The sequence below is a fragment of the Amaricoccus sp. B4 genome (genome assembly GCF_043226085.1).
Taxonomy (GTDB): domain Bacteria; phylum Pseudomonadota; class Alphaproteobacteria; order Rhodobacterales; family Rhodobacteraceae; genus Amaricoccus.
Genome location: NZ_CP171225.1, coordinates 3907060 through 3923428, shown reverse-complemented (window position 1 = coordinate 3923428; position 16369 = coordinate 3907060). Strand labels below are relative to the sequence as shown.

The following is a 16369-nucleotide window of genomic DNA, read 5'->3' as shown; positions in this document are numbered from 1 at the left end:
CATCAACTCTGTAGGGGCTGTCATGATCCGACGTCAGACCGGCGCATGGAGCGACTGACGAACGCGGACGACGAAACAGGGCCAAAGCCCCACTGCCGCCGGTTTCGTTGTCACGAAGATCCTGCGCCGACCCACCTTTTTTCTTCAAGACGGCGTTGTGCGGATGCACAAACACGCCCTCATGCCAACCGCAAGGAGTAAATGGCGCCTAACGCCAAAACCTTTGCATGCGGCAAGACTGCTGCCTCCGACCCACGCGCCAGCCCTAACAGGCCGCTCGCGCGACATCGCAAGATCCCATCACGAGGAATACCCCTTACTCAGCCCCCAAACATGACAGAACAGATTCGCTCGGGACAACTCACGATACCGAAGCCCCCTCTCACGGACAACCGGACCGAAGGTGGAACATCGCATTCTCGAAAACATGGATGTGCAATATGCAATTCGCACATGCGAAAGGGGGACGCACCACGAAGGTGCGCCCCACCATGTCACGCAGAACGCGACAAAAGGTCAGATCTCAGGCAGCGAGCGCCTTCACACGATGCGCGAGACGCGACACCTTGCGGCTGGCGGTGTTCTTGTGAACGATGCCCTTGGAAACACTGCGCATGATCACGGGCTGGGCCGCACGAAGCGCCTCGGCAGCAGCATCATGATCGCCAGAAGCGATCGCCTCTTCCACCCGGCGGATGAAAGTGCGCATGCGCGTCCGGCGCGACTTGTTGACCTCGGTGCGGCGCTCGATCTGGCGCGCGCGCTTCTTGGAGGACGGCGAGTTTGCCATGTTTTGCTTGTCCGTATCTCGGTCGTCAGGGAAATTCTTGAAGCCGCTTCTTTAAGGTCGCGGATCAGGGCTGTCAACACGGCGCAGGGGCCTGCGGGGCGGATATTTCCGCTATTTTCCGCGAAACTGCGGCGTCCGCTTTTCGGCGAAGGCCGCCATGCCCTCGGCCTGATCCTCGGTGGAGAAGAGGCCGAAGAACAGGCGGCGCTCGAAGAGCACCCCTTCGCGCAGGGTCATCTCGTAGCTGCGATTGACCGATTCCTTCGCCGCGCGCACGGCGATCGGCGATTTCTCGGCAATCTTTGCCGCAACGTCCATCGCTTCGCGCACCAGATCCTTGGCCGGCACCACGCGGCTCGCAAGGCCCGCCCGCTCGGCCTCGGCGGCATCCATGAAGCGGCCGGTGAGGCACATCTCCATCGCCTTGGACTTGCCGACGAGGCGGGTCAGGCGCTGGGTGCCGCCCATGCCGGGAATCACGCCGAGATTGATCTCGGGCTGGCCGAATTTCGCCGTATCGGCCGCGAGGATGAAGTCGCACATCATCGCGAGTTCGCAGCCACCGCCGAGGCAGTAGCCCGCGACCGCCGCGATGATCGGCTTGCGGCAGGCGAGGATCGCCTCGCTCGGGCGGGTGAACATGTCCTCGACATACATGTCGACGAAGGATTTCTCCGACATCTCCTTGATGTCCGCCCCGGCCGCAAAGGCCTTTTCGGAGCCCGTCAGCACGATCGCGCGCACCTTGCGGTTGGCATCGAGGTCGGTGAGAGCGGCGGCGAGTTCATCCAGGAGCTGGGAGTTGAGCGCATTGAGCGCTTCGGGACGATTGAGGCGGATCTGCGCCACATGGTCCTCGATCTCGACGATCAGGGTTTCATACGCCATGGGGGGTCTCCTCGTTCCGAGCCTGGGTTTCACGTGTCGGTGCGCCAGCTAATCCAAGCCACGGCGGGGGATCAACCCCGGCGCTGGCAGATCGGGCAATGAAAGCTGGACCGGCCGGACTGCACGATGCGGGCAACTGTGCCCTCGCACCCCGGCGTGCGGCAGGGTTCGCCCTCGCGGCCATAGACGGCGAAGGAATGCTGGAAATAGCCCAGTTCGCCATCGGCGCGGCGGTAATCGCGCAGGGAGGAGCCTCCGGCCGCGATCGCATCCTCGAGCACCGCACGCACCTCGCGCACGAGGCGCTCGATCTCCGCCGCGGCAAGGCTGCCCGCCAGAGCGATCGGGGGCAGATGCGCCCGCCAGAGCGCCTCGCAGACATAGATGTTGCCGAGCCCCGCGACATTGGCCTGGTCGAGCAGCGCGGCCTTCACCGGGGTCCGGCGGCCTGCGAAGCGCGCGCCGAGCCATTCGGCGTTGAAGCCGTTGCCGAGGGGCTCCGGCCCGAGGCGGGCGAGCAGACGGTGGTTTTCGATGGCAGCGGTCGGCCAGAGATCCATGGCGCCGAAGCGGCGGGCGTCGTTGAAGGTGATCGTGGGGCCCGCCTCGACATGGAGGATAACGTGATCGTGCTTGCCGGGGAGCGGCGGGGCATGATGGAAGCCGCCGGGCACCTCGGCGCCGATGAGAAGGCGGCCGGACATGCCGAGATGGATGATGAGGGTCTCGCCGGTATCGAGCCCGGCAAGCAGATATTTCGAGCGCCGCGCGAGGGTTTCGACCCGTGCTCCCGCAAGCCGTTCGGCCATGCGTTCCGGGAAAGGCCAGCGCAGATCGGGGCGGCGCACCTCGGCCGAGGCAATCCGCTGCCCCTCGAGCACGGGGAGAAGCCCGCGTCGAACCGTCTCGACCTCCGGAAGTTCAGGCATCCTCGCCCCTCTGCCGATACGCCCGGTTGAGGTTGTCTCCGCCCGGGCGCGCCTTATAAGCACGGGAAGGTTCCGCAAGCAAAGGCCCTTTCAGATGTCCGACGCGCCCGACCGCACCACCCATTTCGGTTTCGAAACCGTGCCGGAGTCCGAGAAGGCGGGGCGGGTGCATGGTGTCTTCACCTCCGTCGCCTCGCGCTACGATCTGATGAACGACGCGATGAGCCTCGGCGTTCACCGCGTCTGGAAGGATGCGCTGCTCGACTGGCTGGCGCCGCGGCGCGGCATGAAGCTGCTCGACGTGGCGGGTGGCACGGGCGACATCGCCTTTCGCTTCCTCGAGCGCGTGAAGGGCGAGGGCCAGGTGACGGTGCTCGACATGACCGAGAGCATGCTGGTCGAGGGCCGCGCGCGGGTCGAGGGCCGGGAAATCGAGGGCAAGCTCGACTGGATCGTGGGCGACGCGATGGCGCTTCCCCTGCCCTCCGCGAGCTATGACGCCTACACGATCTCCTTCGGCATCCGGAACGTCACCCGGATCGAGGATGCGATCGCGGAGGCCTATCGCGTGCTGCGGCCCGGCGGGCGGTTTCTCGTGCTGGAATTCAGCCGGGTGCCGAACGCGATGCTGCGCCGGATCTACGACAGCTATTCCTTCAACGTGATCCCGCGCATGGGCCAGGCGATCGCCGGCGACCGGGACAGCTATCAGTATCTCGTCGAATCGATCCGTCGCTTTCCCGATCAGGAGACCTTCGCCTCGATGATCCGCGCTGCCGGATTCGAGCAGGTGAGCTACCGCAATCTCTCGATGGGAATCGCCGCCCTGCATTCCGGCTGGAAGATCTGATGCGCGGCCCGCACAATATCTGGCGGCTGATCCGGACCGGCGCGACCTTCGAGCGCACCGGCGCGATGGCGATGGCGCTCGAGGCGTTCGACGCGCCGCCGCTCCTGCGCGTGGCAGCCCGTGTGCTCGGCTGGCCCTTCCAGTGGCTGGGCTACGAGGGCGACCCGTCGCAGCCGCCGGTGCTGCGCGCGATCACGGCGCTTGGGCCGGCCTACATCAAGTTCGGCCAGCTCATGTCCACCCGGCCCGACGTGGTGGGCGAGGAGCTCGCGCGCGAGCTGACCGTGCTTCAGGACAAGCTTCCTCCCTTCCCCATCGAGGCGGCACGGGCGGAGTTCGCGGCGGCCACCGGGCGGACGGTGGACGAGGTGTTCTCGGAATTCAGCGAGCCGATCGCGGCGGCCTCGCTCGCGCAGGTCCATCGCGCCGTCCTGCGCGAAACCGGGCAGACGGTCGCGGTGAAGGTGCTCCGTCCCGGGATCGAGCGGGCTTTCCTGCGGGATGTCGATGCCTTCTACCTCGCGGCCTCGCTCGTCGAGGTGCTTGCGCCCTTCGCGCGCCGTCTGAAACCCCGCGCCGTCATCGAGCATTTCGAGGGCGTGGTGCTCGGCGAGCTCGACCTCCGGATGGAGGCGGCGGCGGCGGCGGAATTCGCGGCCAACAACGCGAAGGAGCCGGATTTCCGGGTGCCCTCGGTCATCTGGCCTGCGACGGAGCGCCGGGTGCTGACGCTCCAGTGGGTGACGGGCACGAACATGGGCGATGTGCCGGCGCTGAAGGCGCAGGGCACGGATCTCGTGCGGCTTTCGGAGCGGATCATCCAGGTCTTCCTCACCCATGCGCTGCGGGACGGCTACTTCCACGGCGACATGCATCAGGGCAACCTCAAGCTCGCGCCCGACGGGGCCCTGGTGGCGCTCGATTTCGGGATCATGGGCCGGATCGACGCCTATACCCGCCGGGTCTATGCCGAGATCCTGATCGGCTTCCTGAAGAAGGATTACCAGCGGGTCGCGGAGGTTCACTTCGAGGCAGGATACGTGCCCGCGACGCAGGACATGGAGGCCTTTGCCCAGGCCCTGCGCTCGATCGGCGAACCGATCTTCGGGCAGGACGCGACCCAGATCTCCATGGCGCGGCTGCTCGCGCATCTCTTCGAGGTGACGGAGCGCTTCGGCATGGAGACCCGCACCGAGCTCATCCTGCTCCAGCGCACGATGGTCGTCGTCGAGGGCGTGGCGCGCAGCCTCAACCCGGCCATGAACATGTGGGAGACCTCGCGGCCGGTGGTGACGCAGTACATTTCCGACAATCTCGGGCCGAAGGCTGTGGCGCGCGATCTTGCCTCGGCGGTGCGCATCCTCTCGCGCCTCGGGCCGCGGCTGCCGCAACTTGCGGAGCGGGCGCTGATGACCGCGACCGCGCCGCGGCGGGCGCCGGAGCGCGGCGGCCTGCCCGGCTGGCTCTGGGGCGTTGCGGGCGCCTGTGGCGGCGCGGCCCTCGTTGCGCTCGGAACGCTGCTCTAGATAGGGCCGGAGGCCTTTCGCCGAACGCGCCGGTCAGCGGCGCCGGCGGCGGGCCGGGCGATCCGGAGAGCCGCCGGCATCGGAGCCGTCGGACGCGGACGAGAACGGCCCGAGGCGGGTGGCGATCGTATCGAGATCGGGGGCTGCCGCCTCCGCAGGCGCGGATTCGAGGGCGGCACGCATGGCGGAGAGATGCGCCGCGGTCGTGCCACAGCACCCGCCAATGATACGCGCGCCGCAAGCCCGCGCCAGCACGGCATATTCGGCCATGAGTTCGGGTGTGCCGTCGTAATGGATATGGCCCGCCACGAATTTCGGAATGCCCGCATTGCCCTTGGCAATGAGCGGCAGATCGGGGTGCGCCCCGGCGAGGCCGCGGACCGTCCGCAGGAGATCCGAGGCGCCGACACCGCAATTCGCGCCGAAGGCAAGCGGCTTGTGTGGAAGCTCGGAGACCAGCCGCACCATGTCGGCGGCACTCACACCCATCATGGTGCGCCCGGCGGTGTCGAAACTCATCGTGCCGCACCAGGGCGCGCCGGTGCGCGCGATGCCCTCGGCCGCGGCCCGGAACTCCTCCGCCGACGACATGGTCTCGACCCAGAGGAGGTCCACCCCGCCCTCGAGCAATGCGCGGGCCTGCGCCTCGAAAATATCCGCAGCCTCAGAAGCCTCGAGCGACCCGAGCGGGGCAAGGATCTCGCCCGTGGGGCCCATCGAGCCCGCAACGGCCACCTGGCGGCCGCTGGCATCCGCGACCGAGCGCGCGAGCCCTGCCGCGGCGCGATTGAGCTCGGCCACGCGATCCTGCGCCTCGTGAAGCTTCAGGCGGCTGGCATTGGCACCGAAGCTGTTGGTGAGGAAGAGATCACTGCCCGCGGCAACGGTTTCGGCGTGAAGCCCGCGCACCCGTTCGGGCGCCTCGACGTTCCAGAGTTCGGGCGCATCGCCCGACACGAGCCCCATCGCGAAGAGGCTGGTGCCCGTCGCCCCATCGGCAAGGATCCAGTCGCGTCCGGACAGGAGGGATTGCAGCGTCGCGCGCATCGGCCCCGAGCCTCCTCAATCTGACCGGCGGTTCAGGCCCGCTGAAGCGCCGTTTCCGCAATCGCCCGGATCCGGCCGACCATCGCCCTGAGCCCGTTCGAGCGCTGCGTCGAGAGATGGCCTTCGAGCCCGAGCCGGCCGAGTTCGGCCGGGGCATCCACAGCGGCAACCTCGCGCACCGTCAGCCCGGAATAGAGGCTGTGCAGCACGGCGATGAGACCGCGCACGATCATCGCATCGGAATCGCCGTCGAACTCGAAGCGGGCGTCCGCCCCCTCCCCCTCGAGCCGCGGCACGATCCAGACCTGGCTCGCGCAGCCCTCGACCTTGGTTGCGGGGCTCTTCAGCGCCTCGTCGAGGGGCGGCATCTTCTTGCCGAGCTCGATGACATAGCGATAGCGGTCCTCCCAATCGTCGAGGAAGTCGAAATCCGCTGCGATATCTTCGAAGTCCTGAGCCGCCACCGTGATCCATCCGGTTTTATGGAAATCTCCCAAAGATGTAGGCGCAACGCCACGCAAGGTCCAGAGTCAAGCGGGTCGGGCGAGGTTTTCCCTTTCCAACCCATCCGGCACGGTCTATTTGCGATCGGGTGGCTGAATTCGGGACGTTATGTCGAGGAATGTGCTTGTCTTGGTGATGGTGGCCGGGCTTTCCGGCTGTTCCATTCAATTGCCCAGCTTCGTCGGCCGTGAGGGCGACGGAGAAGACACGTTCAAGCTGGGCGGAACGCCCGTGCCGGATCCGGTTCCGATCGATGTCGCCTCTGCCCGGGTCGAACCGGCACTGAACGGCTACATCATTCTCGTCGAAGGCATCGCCCCGACGGCCGGGTACAATACTGCGCTGCTCATGCGGCCCGATTCCCTGCCGGACGCGCCGCAGTCGGACGGCCCTCCGCCGGAGACGATCGACTTCCAGCTCCTCGCCGTGCCGCCGATCGGCCCGGCTCCGCCGGAACCTGCCGCGGCACGGGTGCTGCGCGCGGGATACTTCCTGCCCGAGGATCATGTCCGGCGCATCCGCACCATCCGCCTGCGCGGCGCGACCTCCGTCCAGACCCTGCCGCTCGAGAGGTAGAGGGGCGCGGGCCAGGCAGCCGCCTCGCCCGCAGGCCCCTCAGCCGTGCTCGGCGTTATCCTCGGCGACCGCGTCGCGCATCTGGCGCATGATGTCGGGGTCTGCGGAGTAGACCCTGCTCCAGCTCGGGATGAAGGGCGTTTCCATCGGGTTCTCGAGATAGACGTTCCCGGCCTCGACCACGTTCGAGGCAAAGAGCTCGACGTTGCTTTCTTCCTGATGCCGGTCGAGGTGCAGACCGTTCAGCATCGCATCCGCGTAGTAGCTCTCGATCATGTCGAGCGCGATGCGGTGATAGGTCGCCTTGAGCGAGGTGAAGGTCTCCTGGCTGAAGACCACGCCTTCCCCCGCGAGCTTGCGGTAAAGCGCCTTGCAGATATCGACGGACATCCGCGAAAGCCCCTGGCCGCGATCCTCGGCCGAGACGGGCTGGTGCTTGTGGTCGTAGGCGTCGGAAATGTCGACCTGGCAGATCGAGCGCGGGTTGAGATTGCGCCAGGCTTCCGACAGCACGCCGATCTCAAGGCCCCAGTCGGAGGGGATGCGCATGTCGGGCACGATGGCCGTCCGCATCGCGAACTCGCCGGCGAGCGGATAGCGGAAGGCGCGAAGGTAGTCGAAATACTCCCGGTCGCCGACGACCTTCTTCAACGCGATGAGGAGCGGGCCGACGAGCAGCCGGTTCACCCGGCCGTTGAGCTTTCCGTCCGCGATGCGGGGGTAGTAGCCCTTGCAGAGCTGATAGGGGAAATTCGGGTTCGCCACCGGATAGACGAGGCGCGCCAGCATGTGCCGCGAATAGGTGGTGATGTCGCAATCATGAAGCGCGATCACCGAGCTGTCCTGACAGGCCAGCGCGTAGCCCATGCAGTACCAGACGTTGCGGCCCTTGCCCGGCTCTTCGGGCGCGAGGCCGATCTGCTCCATGCGCGCGTCGATCTCGCGCAGCCTCGGGCCATCGTTCCAGAGCACGGCGTGATCCTGCGGCAGACGGGAGAAGAAGGCCTTTGCATGGCGGTATTGCGCCGCGTCGGCGCGGTCCAGGCCGATGACGATCTTGTTGAGGTAGCTCGCGCCTGCGAGTTCCTCGACGATATGCGGAAGCGCCTCGCCCTCCAGTTCCGAATAGAGCGAGGGCAGGATCAGGGTGATCTTGCGGGTGCGCGCAAAGCCTTCGAGCTGTGCGGTGAGCATCTCGGGGTCGGTCGCGCGCAGATTGTGCAGCGTCGCGACAAAGCCGTTCTGATGAAAGTCTGCCAGTGGTCAACTCCCGTGTGTCCGCGCGCGCCGGCCTCACGGCGCCGGGGCGGCTTCGGTAAGAATGGCCAGAACGGCCTCGTTCCAGCCTGCAGGCCCGATGGCACGGGTGCGTCTGATGCGGCCGAGCGCCTCGCCTTGAAGCTCCGCCAGCGGCTCATGCGCCGGGTTGGCGACGATGACCCCGAAATCGGCGGCCTCGATCATCTCTATGTCATTGGGAGCATCGCCCAGCGCGAGGGTCATTGGCAAGGCATCCTCGGTGCCCGCGCAGGCCCGACGGATCTCCGCCATCCGGTCGGCCTTGGTGCCGCCGAAGCTCAGGGTGAGAAAGCGTCCGCCGCGGCGGGCCGCGAGGCCCCGCTCCCGAAGGGCGGCCTCGAACGCGGGCAGATCCGCCCCGGGGCCGGTCCAGAGGCCGGGCTCGGAGAACTGCCGCAGGCGCGCAAGCGCGGCCGTGTCCGGATCAAGCCCGGTGCGGCGGGCGACCTCCGCGGCATCCCAGTCGCCGAAGCCCGAGAAGCCCGCGCGCAGGCGCGCCGGAACGGTTTCGAGCGCGTGGCGCAGCCGGGCATAGACCTCACCGCCTCCGGAGGGCATGGCGCCGCCAGGCAACAGCCCGGCCCCGTTCTCCACGATGGCCGGGCAGCCGGAAAAGCCCAGCCGTGCGCGCAGGGGGGCGATTTCGGCGGCGGTCTTGCTGCTGGCGAGAACCAGCGGAATCCGGCGCGCGCGCAAGGCTTCCAGCGCCGGGCGCGCCGCCTCGAAACCATAGGTCTCGTGATCGAGAAGCGTGCCGTCGAGATCGGAGAAGACGACAAGTCCGGGGCGGCGGGATCGGGGCATCGGCAGTCGCAGCGCTCTTGAACCAGGGGCGCCGCACGATTCCCGCACGGCCATGCCCGAAGGCTAGCGGCCATGCCGCGGGCGCAAAACCGGAAATCGCTGCGCTGCCACTGGCGGCACCATAACTGCATAAAAAACAGCGCCTGTCGCGAAGTTGCGCAGAAAGCGTGCTGATACGGCTTGTTTTCTGAACGCGTTACGGGAAACCTTGCTGAAACATGTGCAATCCGACAAGCGAGTTCCCCTTTTCGTGGCAGTTTCCCATTCCTCCCTGCGCATCAAGCTCTCGACCTTGCTCGAGTCGATTTATCCCGAGGTCAGCGCGAGCGACCTGACCGGACAGGTCATCGAGGCCTTCTGGCCGGAAGACCGAAAACCCAGAGCCCGGGCGCGGCAACCCGGCTCGGCGCTCTGGTCCGAGAAGGATGCCCTCGTCATCACGTATGGCAATTCGATCGTCGACGGAGCGCACAAGCCGCTTGATCTGCTGCGCCACTTTCTCGAGACCCGGCTCAAGGGCGCGGTGAACGCGGTGCATATCCTGCCGTTCTTTCCCTATACCTCGGATGACGGCTTCGCGGTGACCGACTATCGTGCCGTCAACGGCGTGCTCGGAAGCTGGGCGGATGTGAGCCGCATCGCGAGCGAGTTCAAGCTCATGTCGGATCTCGTGCTCAATCATGTCTCGAGCCAGAGCACATGGTTCAACGAATACCGGCAGGGCCACGAGCCCTATGACCGGTTCTTCTTCGAGGCCGACCCCTCGGACGATCTGAGCTCCGTGGTGCGCCCGCGCACGAGCCCGCTGCTGCGCGAAGTCGAGACGGCACAGGGCACACGGCATGTCTGGTGCACCTTCAGCCACGATCAGGTCGATCTCGACTTCCGCAACCCCGAGGTGCTGCTCGAATTCCTGCGCGTGATGCGGCTCCATATCGATCAGGGCGTGCGGATCATCCGGCTCGATGCGGTTGCGTTCATCTGGAAGGAGCTGGGCACGCCCTGCATTCACCTGCCCCAGACCCATGCCATCGTCCGGCTGATGCGGGTGCTCTTCGACTATTCGATCGAGCCCGTGGTGCTGCTGACCGAGACGAATGTGCCGAACGCGGAGAACCTCTCCTATTTCGGCAACCGCAACGAGGCGCATGCGATCTACAATTTCTCGCTGCCGCCCCTGATCCTGCACGCGCTTCTCTCGGGAAGCGCCCGCTATCTCAACCAGTGGCAGATGGCGATGCCGCCGGCCCAGCTCGGCTGCGCCTATCTCAACTTCTCCGCCTCCCATGACGGGATCGGCATGCGCCCGGCCGAGGGGTTGCTGGACGAGGACGAGATTGCGGCGGTGATCGACGCGGTGCGCTCGTTCGGCGGCCGGGTGAGCATGCGCGCGATGCCCGATGGCGGCCAGAAGCCCTACGAGATCAATGTGACCTTCTTCGACGCGATGAAGGGCACGCTCGAGGGCGAGGACGAGTACCAGATCGAGCGGTTCCTGTGCAGCCAGACCATCGTGATGGCGCTCGAGGGGCTGCCCGCCTTCTACATCCACTCCTTCCTCGCGACGCCGAACGATCAGGAGGGCGTGGAGAAGACCGGGGCCAATCGCGCGATCAACCGCCACCACTGGGAATATCCGGAGCTTCAGGCGCTGCTCGCGGATCCGGAGACGCCGCAGGCACGCGTGCTGGCCGCCATGAAGGCACGGCTCGCGGTGCGGCGGCGCCAGAAGGCATTCCACCCCAACGCCACCCAGTTCACCATGCATCTCGGCGACAGCATCTTCGGCTTCTGGCGGCAGAGCCACGAGCGGGACCAGTCGATCTTCGCGCTTCACAACGTCACCCGCGAGGAGGTGGAAATCCCGGTGATGGCGATCAACCTCATCTCGGGCGAGGACTGGGTGGATCTCCTGTCCGGCGAGCGTTTCACGCCCGCGCGCGACGTGATGCGCTTTGCGCCCTACCAGTGCCGCTGGATCTCGAACCGGCGCTGAGCCCGCCTTGCGGCGCCACGGAGACAAAAGTGAAATTCGGCGGCGGCGAGGTCACAAACCTGTCTTGACGCCCCCCTGCCCGCTCCTTATAGAGCGCGGCGTTGGCGGAGTAGCTCAGCCGGTTAGAGCAGCGGAATCATAATCCGCGTGTCGGGGGTTCAAGTCCCTCCTCCGCTACCAACACCCCTCCCCGAAAAAGCGATGGCAGTGGCGGCGGCTCGCGACAGCTGGCTTGCGTCTGCCGTGATGGCGGGAGAGCCTTCCCGGGGGCCGGGTTGATCCCTGTCGCTCCGGCTGGGGGGCCGGTTGACCTGGTGCGGGTCGATGGCCATTTCTGGTTCGTATCGGCGGAAGAGATCGGGATGGCGGACGAGAAGGCACGGCTGGAGCGGCAGTTCGATGCGATTGCGCGGGACATGCCGCCTGCGCGCAGGATCATAGATCCGCTGCTGCGCGGACGGCTCAGCCGGTTTCGGCTGCCGATTGCCTGCGGTCTGATCCTCGGCAGCTTCCTGTGGATTCTGCCGGTTTTCGGCCTCTGGATGCTGCCGCTGGGGCTTCTCCTGCTGGCCTTTGATGTGCCGCGGCTGCGGCCCGCGGTCTCGCGGCTTCTCATCCGGGGACGGCGCCGGGTCGGGCTCTGGCGGCGGAAACGCTCGGCCGAGTGAACCGGGCCGGGAGGCGTGAAATAGGGGCGTTTCACCGTGAAAATCGGAAAATGCCTTTGAAAAGACTGGAAAAACCCGTTAACAAATCATGAATGGGCCGCGACAGTCACGCCCCGCGAGGCGCGGCAGGGCGCGGTCTCGGGCCCCTCTCCGCCCCGGCACGGCGGGAGGGTGAGGCGGGCGGCCGAGGGAGCTGGCCGCGGCCCGCAGGCCACTTCTGCGGGCGCGGGGGCGGCAGCGGGCTTCAGCTTTCGGCGGCGGGAGGGTCCGGCGGGTTGGCAGCGGCGGCGAGCCTGCGCGCTGCGGCACTCCGCTCGACCACGGCGCGCAACTCGGGGTTCTTCTCGATCAGGGCGAGAAAGCGTGTCTTCTCGAGGCAGAGCAGCATCGAGTAGCTGATGGCCGACACCCTCGCCCGCCGCGGACGGCGCCCGAGTACGCCCAGTTCGCCGAAGATGTCGCCACGCCCCAGGCGGTAGGTCTGGCCGGCGGTTTCGACCTCGACCGCGCCCGAGGCAATGAAGAACACCTTCTCCGAGACCTCGCCGGGATAGATCAGCACCTCGCCCGGGGAGACGAAGTACGACTCCAGCACCTCGGCGAGCTGATCGCGGGCCTTGTCGTCCATGTCGCGGAACATCGCGGCATTGCGGATGATCTCGCGGTTATGAAGCGCCATGTCGAGCGGCGGGCGCTTGTCGGCCAGCGCGCGGGCCTGCGCGATCGCCTTGCTCAGGCTGCGGTAAAGCTCGGGGCCGATGAGCCGGTCGGCCCGGAGCGTGTCATATTCGAGCTCTTCCTGCCGCAAGGCGAGCTTGCGGATGAAGCGGCGCTCCAGCCGCTCGGCGTAGCCCGGGTATTGCAGCCGCAGGGCATCGAGCGCCTGCTCGACCTCCTCGCCGCGCCGTTCGAGAATGTCGTGAATGATCTCCGCAACCCGGCGGCCGTGGATGCGCAGGATGCGGCGGTTGGTGAAGGTGTGAAGCTCCTTGAGGTTGATCTGCGTGTGCAGAAGCCGCTCGAAGCGGTCGGCGATCATGTTGTGGATCGGACGCCCGAAGCCGAGGCGCACCTGCACCCTCTGGGCCATGCGGAAGCGGAGGCTGTAGGCGAGCGCCGCACTCGCCGTGCGCATGTAGCCGAGGCGCCCGCCCGTCCGGGTCCGGTCGATGAGGCGGCTTGCGTCCGAGAGCATGAGATCGACGATGGTTTCGGTGATGAGCCGTTCGCGGAACTTGTCGAGGATGATGTCGCGCTCGCGGGCCGCCAGCGTGACAAGGCCGAGCGTGATGCGGTCGCGGTCGCGGATCTCGCTGGCTTCCGCCTCCCGCACGGCCTTGTCGAGCCGTTCGCCGAAGGCCTTGGCCTCGCCGCGCGCAACCTCCGGCGGGAAGCCGTAGCGCTTCACGGTCTCGGAGGTCTCCTCCCGCACGTTCTGAAGCGCGACCGCGATCGCCTGCTTGCGGAGCGCGACATCGAGCGGGTTGAGCTGCTCGAGGCCGAGATAGCGGATCACCGGCCGGAGCGTGGTGCCCTGCACGAGCAGCGTGAAGAGCACGAAGCCGGTCGCGAGCACGGCGACGAAGCGCTGTGCATCCGGCGGGACGAAGGGGTTTTCGGTGACGGCGAGCGCCAGCGCGAGCGTGACCGAGCCGCGCAGCCCGCCCCACATGATGACGAGCTTGTAGGGGCGGCTGACCTTCGGACTGAGCCGGGCGAAGGTGAGCAGAGGCAAGACGCCGAAGAGCACCACCGCCCGCGCCGCGAGGGCCGCGATGATGACGACGGCGATGAGGCTGACCTCGACCAGCGTGAGCCCGCCGAGAATGCGCGGCACGAGGATGGCTGCGAGGGTGAAGATGAGCGTGCCGGCCCAGAAGGCGAGCTGTTCCCAGCTTGCGGTCAGGTAGTTCCAGTTTTCCGGCGGCAGGCGCGAGGGCCCGAGAAGATTGAGCGTGAGCCCCGCGAAGACCACGGCGATCACGCCGGAGACGCCCAGCACCTGCTCGGCGATGATGAAGATCACGTAGGGTGTTGCCAGCGAGATCGACATGCTCGCCATCCGGTCCACCCGCACCAGCGAGAGCAGGACAAGCGCCCCACGCGTCGCGACATAGCCGAAGCCGATGCCGCCCAGCAGGTTGAACAGGAACGTGTCGAGGATATCGCGCGGCCCGATCTCGGAATTGGTGACGATGCTGCCGATAAAGACCGAGAAAAGCGTGATCGCGGCGGCGTCGTTCATCAGGCTCTCGCCCTCGATCAGCCGGCCGAGCCGCGAGGGCGCGCTGAGATCGCGGAAGATGCCGACCACCGCCGAGGGGTCGGTGGTGGCGACGATGGCGGCGACAACGAGGCAGACCGGCAGCGGCTGGACGCCGAACGGCAAGAGCGCAAAGCCGATGACGAAGGTGGCGACGACCACGGCGAGCACGGCCATGACGAGGATCGGCACCCAGTCGTCGAGCATCCGGCGGACTTCGAGCGTCAGCGCGGTCTGGAACAGCAGTGTCGGCAGGAAGACGTAGAGGAAGACCTCGGAGCCGATCGGCAGCGCCAGCACCGAGCGCGCCACATCGTTGAACGCATCGGTGAGCGGCGTGGCGAGCAGGAAGAGCGCCCCGGCGCCGATGACGATGCCGACGAGGGCGAGCACCACCGTGAGCGGCAATCGCAGGCGTTGCGCGAAGGGTTGCATGAGACCGATCACGGTCAGGAAGAGGGCCAGGGCGAGCAGGAACGCGATCAGGGTCACGAGGGTATCCAGTCCGAATCGAAGAGGTGCAGCAAGGCCCACCCCGAGCCGCGGATAGCATCTTACCGGCGGCATGGCATCTCACGACCGGGGTGTTCGGCGGCATTTTGTCAGGGGTGCCGGCCGCCGCGCCGGGGTGTTCGCCGGCCCTCAGATCCTGCGGAGCGGCAGGGTCCAGGCGGCCGCGGCGCCGATGCCGGCAAAGATGGCGGTGCAGAGGAAGAGCCGGGAGAACGCCTGTCCGAAGGCATCGCCGATCTCGGCCAGCGCCTGCGGCGGGAGGCTGTCGAGGGCGGACGCGCCCTGCTGGACGACGCGCACGAAGGCATCGCCCGTCTCCGGGCCCGAGGCGGAGAGCGAGAGGAAGAGAACCGTGCTCACGATCGCCGTGCCGAAGGCCGCGCCGAGCGAGCGCGAGAACTGCACGGTGGCGGCGCCGGAGCCGAGCAGCCCCTTGCCGGAGGACATCTGCACGGTGAGCTGCACAACCCCCATCACGCTGCCCATGAAGAGCGAGCAGAGGCCGAAGAGGAGCGCGGTGGGGACCGCGCCCAGCGTGGTGGTGAACACCGAGGCGCCAAGCAGCAGGAGGGCCACGACCGTGAGGCCGACGGAGGGAAAGATCGCGCTCCGGCCAGTGCGGCCGACCAGCCGCCCGGTCGTGATCGAGCCGATGCCGATGCCGATGGTGAGCGGCAGGAGCAGGAGGCCGATGCGCGAGGCCGAGGCGCCGTGCTCGATCCGGTAGAAGAGCGGCATGAAGGTAATGAGCGACACGAGTGTCGCGCCGTGACAGACCGCCATGAGATCGCAGCGCCAGATGGCGGAATTGCGCAACAGCTCGAGCGGCAGGAGCGGCGAGGCGGCCCGGCGCTCCTGCCGCACCAGCAGGAGGAGGGCCGCGAAGGCGATGACCGCGAGCCCGGCGCTCATCGCCCAGGCGCCACTGACCGCCGCCTGGCCGCGCTCGAGTGCCACCAGGGTTGCGGCGATGAAGATCCCGAAGAGCAGGAACCCCGGCAGGTCGAAGCGGAAGGGCTGCGGCAGGACCGGGCGGCGTTTCAGGCGGAAGACCAGCAGCGCGGCGAGCGCGGCCGTCGGCAGGTTCACCAGAAAGATCGATCGCCAGCCCAGATGCTCGGTGAGGAGGCCCCCCGCGACCGGCCCGAAGGCGCTCGCCGTCACCGCGACGGTTGCGAGATAGCCCTGATAGTAGGCGCGCTCGCGCGGTGGGATCGTCTCGCCGACAAGGGCCTGCGAGAGCGTCATGAGCCCCCCGCCCCCCGCGCCCTGCAGGATCCGCGCGGCGGCAAGCATGCCCGTGGAGCTCGCCAGGGCGCAGGCGATCGACCCGGCCGCGAAGATCGCCAGGGCGATGAACATGAGGTTCCGCCGGCCGAAGACATCGCCGAGGCGGCCATAGACGGGGGCCGCAATGGTCGCGGCCACGAGATAGCTCACCACGATCCAGGAGAGCCGCTCGGCACCGCCGAGATCGCCCGCGATGGCCGGCAGCGCCGCGGCAACGATGGTCTGGTCGATCACCGCGAGAAACATCGGCAGAACGATCGACGGAAAGAGCTGGAAAAAGCCCGCGGAATCTTTTTGTGAACTCATGCGTCTTCCGGAGCGGCGTTGGGTGGAGAACTCGTCGGGACTGACAGGGCCGAAACTCCGCTTGGGTGTCCGGCGGAATCAGGGCAGTCTGCCGGTATTGGCATAACAAGGGACAAAGTC

Annotated in this window: 14 protein-coding genes and 1 tRNA gene; 6 read left to right on the top strand and 9 right to left on the bottom strand. The window is 67.2% G+C overall.

The genetic code is table 11. From position 1 onward, the window contains the following. Positions 1 to 523: 523 nt before the first annotated feature. The 3 genes from rpsT to mutM form a co-directional block, all read right to left on the bottom strand. Complete coding sequence (gene rpsT, locus ACF66B_RS18830) at positions 524 to 790, bottom strand: 30S ribosomal protein S20 (protein WP_111428843.1); 267 nt, start codon at positions 788 to 790, stop codon at positions 524 to 526. Between the two features lie 111 nt (positions 791 to 901). Then, complete coding sequence (locus tag ACF66B_RS18825) at positions 902 to 1678, bottom strand: enoyl-CoA hydratase (RefSeq protein WP_111428844.1); 777 nt, start codon at positions 1676 to 1678, stop codon at positions 902 to 904. Between the two features lie 71 nt (positions 1679 to 1749). Then, positions 1750 to 2607 carry a bifunctional DNA-formamidopyrimidine glycosylase/DNA-(apurinic or apyrimidinic site) lyase gene (gene mutM / locus ACF66B_RS18820; RefSeq protein WP_111428845.1) on the bottom strand — a complete coding sequence of 286 codons (858 nt, stop codon included), beginning with the start codon at positions 2605 to 2607 and terminating at the stop codon, positions 1750 to 1752. A 94-nt stretch (positions 2608 to 2701) separates the two neighbouring features. Here mutM and ubiE point away from each other — a divergent pair, with 94 nt between their 5' ends. Both ubiE and ubiB read left to right on the top strand, forming a co-directional pair. Further along, a complete protein-coding gene (gene ubiE, locus ACF66B_RS18815; protein ID WP_111428846.1) occupies positions 2702 to 3457 on the top strand; it encodes a bifunctional demethylmenaquinone methyltransferase/2-methoxy-6-polyprenyl-1,4-benzoquinol methylase UbiE in 756 nt (251 codons plus the stop codon). After that, positions 3457 to 4983: a 2-polyprenylphenol 6-hydroxylase gene (gene ubiB / locus ACF66B_RS18810; RefSeq protein WP_111428847.1), complete on the top strand. Its 1527-nt coding sequence runs from the start codon at positions 3457 to 3459 to the stop codon at positions 4981 to 4983. Before ubiE ends, ubiB begins: the two co-directional genes overlap by 1 nt. A gap of 33 nt (positions 4984 to 5016) precedes the next feature. Here ubiB and bmt read toward each other — a convergent pair whose 3' ends face one another. Together bmt and ACF66B_RS18800 are read right to left on the bottom strand one after the other, a co-directional pair. After that, the gene (bmt, locus tag ACF66B_RS18805) at positions 5017 to 6030 is read right to left on the bottom strand and encodes a betaine--homocysteine S-methyltransferase (RefSeq protein WP_111428848.1); all 1014 of its coding nucleotides are present in this window, start codon (positions 6028 to 6030) and stop codon (positions 5017 to 5019) included. A gap of 32 nt (positions 6031 to 6062) precedes the next feature. Beyond that, positions 6063 to 6494 carry a SufE family protein gene (locus ACF66B_RS18800; RefSeq protein WP_111428849.1) on the bottom strand — a complete coding sequence of 144 codons (432 nt, stop codon included), beginning with the start codon at positions 6492 to 6494 and terminating at the stop codon, positions 6063 to 6065. 148 nt (positions 6495 to 6642) lie between these two features. On the opposite strand from ACF66B_RS18800, the gene ACF66B_RS18795 reads away from it, so the two are divergent. After that, complete coding sequence (locus tag ACF66B_RS18795) at positions 6643 to 7110, top strand: hypothetical protein (protein WP_111428850.1); 468 nt, start codon at positions 6643 to 6645, stop codon at positions 7108 to 7110. 39 nt (positions 7111 to 7149) lie between these two features. Here the strand turns inward: ACF66B_RS18795 and ACF66B_RS18790 are convergent, their stop codons facing one another. Together ACF66B_RS18790 and ACF66B_RS18785 are read right to left on the bottom strand one after the other, a co-directional pair. Further along, positions 7150 to 8370, bottom strand: coding sequence for a glycosyl transferase (locus ACF66B_RS18790; RefSeq protein WP_111428851.1), 1221 nt, complete (start codon positions 8368 to 8370; stop codon positions 7150 to 7152). 33 nt (positions 8371 to 8403) lie between these two features. Beyond that, on the bottom strand, positions 8404 to 9213 hold the full coding sequence (locus ACF66B_RS18785) for an HAD-IIB family hydrolase (protein WP_111428852.1): 810 nt from the start codon (positions 9211 to 9213) through the stop codon (positions 8404 to 8406). Positions 9214 to 9463: 250 nt separating this feature from the next. Here ACF66B_RS18785 and ACF66B_RS18780 point away from each other — a divergent pair, with 250 nt between their 5' ends. From ACF66B_RS18780 to ACF66B_RS18770, 3 genes are all read left to right on the top strand, one after another. Beyond that, positions 9464 to 11209, top strand: coding sequence for an alpha-amylase family glycosyl hydrolase (locus ACF66B_RS18780; RefSeq protein WP_392663581.1), 1746 nt, complete (start codon positions 9464 to 9466; stop codon positions 11207 to 11209). A gap of 103 nt (positions 11210 to 11312) precedes the next feature. Beyond that, positions 11313 to 11389: transfer RNA gene (locus ACF66B_RS18775), tRNA-Met, on the top strand. Between the two features lie 182 nt (positions 11390 to 11571). Beyond that, a complete protein-coding gene (locus ACF66B_RS18770; protein ID WP_392663578.1) occupies positions 11572 to 11877 on the top strand; it encodes a tryptophan synthase subunit beta in 306 nt (101 codons plus the stop codon). Between the two features lie 244 nt (positions 11878 to 12121). Here the strand turns inward: ACF66B_RS18770 and ACF66B_RS18765 are convergent, their stop codons facing one another. Beyond that, positions 12122 to 14632: a cation:proton antiporter gene (locus ACF66B_RS18765; protein ID WP_162683177.1), complete on the bottom strand. Its 2511-nt coding sequence runs from the start codon at positions 14630 to 14632 to the stop codon at positions 12122 to 12124. Between the two features lie 150 nt (positions 14633 to 14782). Further along, positions 14783 to 16249 (bottom strand): MFS transporter, encoded by a 1467-nt coding sequence (locus tag ACF66B_RS18760; protein WP_111428854.1) that lies wholly within the window; start codon positions 16247 to 16249, stop codon positions 14783 to 14785. Positions 16250 to 16369 lie beyond the last annotated feature (120 nt).

What these genes read in the sequence shown, in the direction of transcription:
- rpsT (WP_111428843.1), bottom strand. Translation starts at nt 790, where the DNA reads ATGGCAAACTCGCCGTCCTCCAAGAAGCGCGCGCGCCAGATCGAGCGC.
- ACF66B_RS18825 (WP_111428844.1), bottom strand. Translation starts at nt 1,678, where the DNA reads ATGGCGTATGAAACCCTGATCGTCGAGATCGAGGACCATGTGGCGCAG.
- mutM (WP_111428845.1), bottom strand. Translation starts at nt 2,607, where the DNA reads ATGCCTGAACTTCCGGAGGTCGAGACGGTTCGACGCGGGCTTCTCCCC.
- ubiE (WP_111428846.1), top strand. Translation starts at nt 2,702, where the DNA reads ATGTCCGACGCGCCCGACCGCACCACCCATTTCGGTTTCGAAACCGTG.
- ubiB (WP_111428847.1), top strand. Translation starts at nt 3,457, where the DNA reads ATGCGCGGCCCGCACAATATCTGGCGGCTGATCCGGACCGGCGCGACC.
- bmt (WP_111428848.1), bottom strand. Translation starts at nt 6,030, where the DNA reads ATGCGCGCGACGCTGCAATCCCTCCTGTCCGGACGCGACTGGATCCTT.
- ACF66B_RS18795 (WP_111428850.1), top strand. Translation starts at nt 6,643, where the DNA reads ATGTCGAGGAATGTGCTTGTCTTGGTGATGGTGGCCGGGCTTTCCGGC.
- ACF66B_RS18785 (WP_111428852.1), bottom strand. Translation starts at nt 9,213, where the DNA reads ATGCCCCGATCCCGCCGCCCCGGACTTGTCGTCTTCTCCGATCTCGAC.
- ACF66B_RS18770 (WP_392663578.1), top strand. Translation starts at nt 11,572, where the DNA reads ATGGCGGACGAGAAGGCACGGCTGGAGCGGCAGTTCGATGCGATTGCG.
- ACF66B_RS18760 (WP_111428854.1), bottom strand. Translation starts at nt 16,249, where the DNA reads ATGAGTTCACAAAAAGATTCCGCGGGCTTTTTCCAGCTCTTTCCGTCG.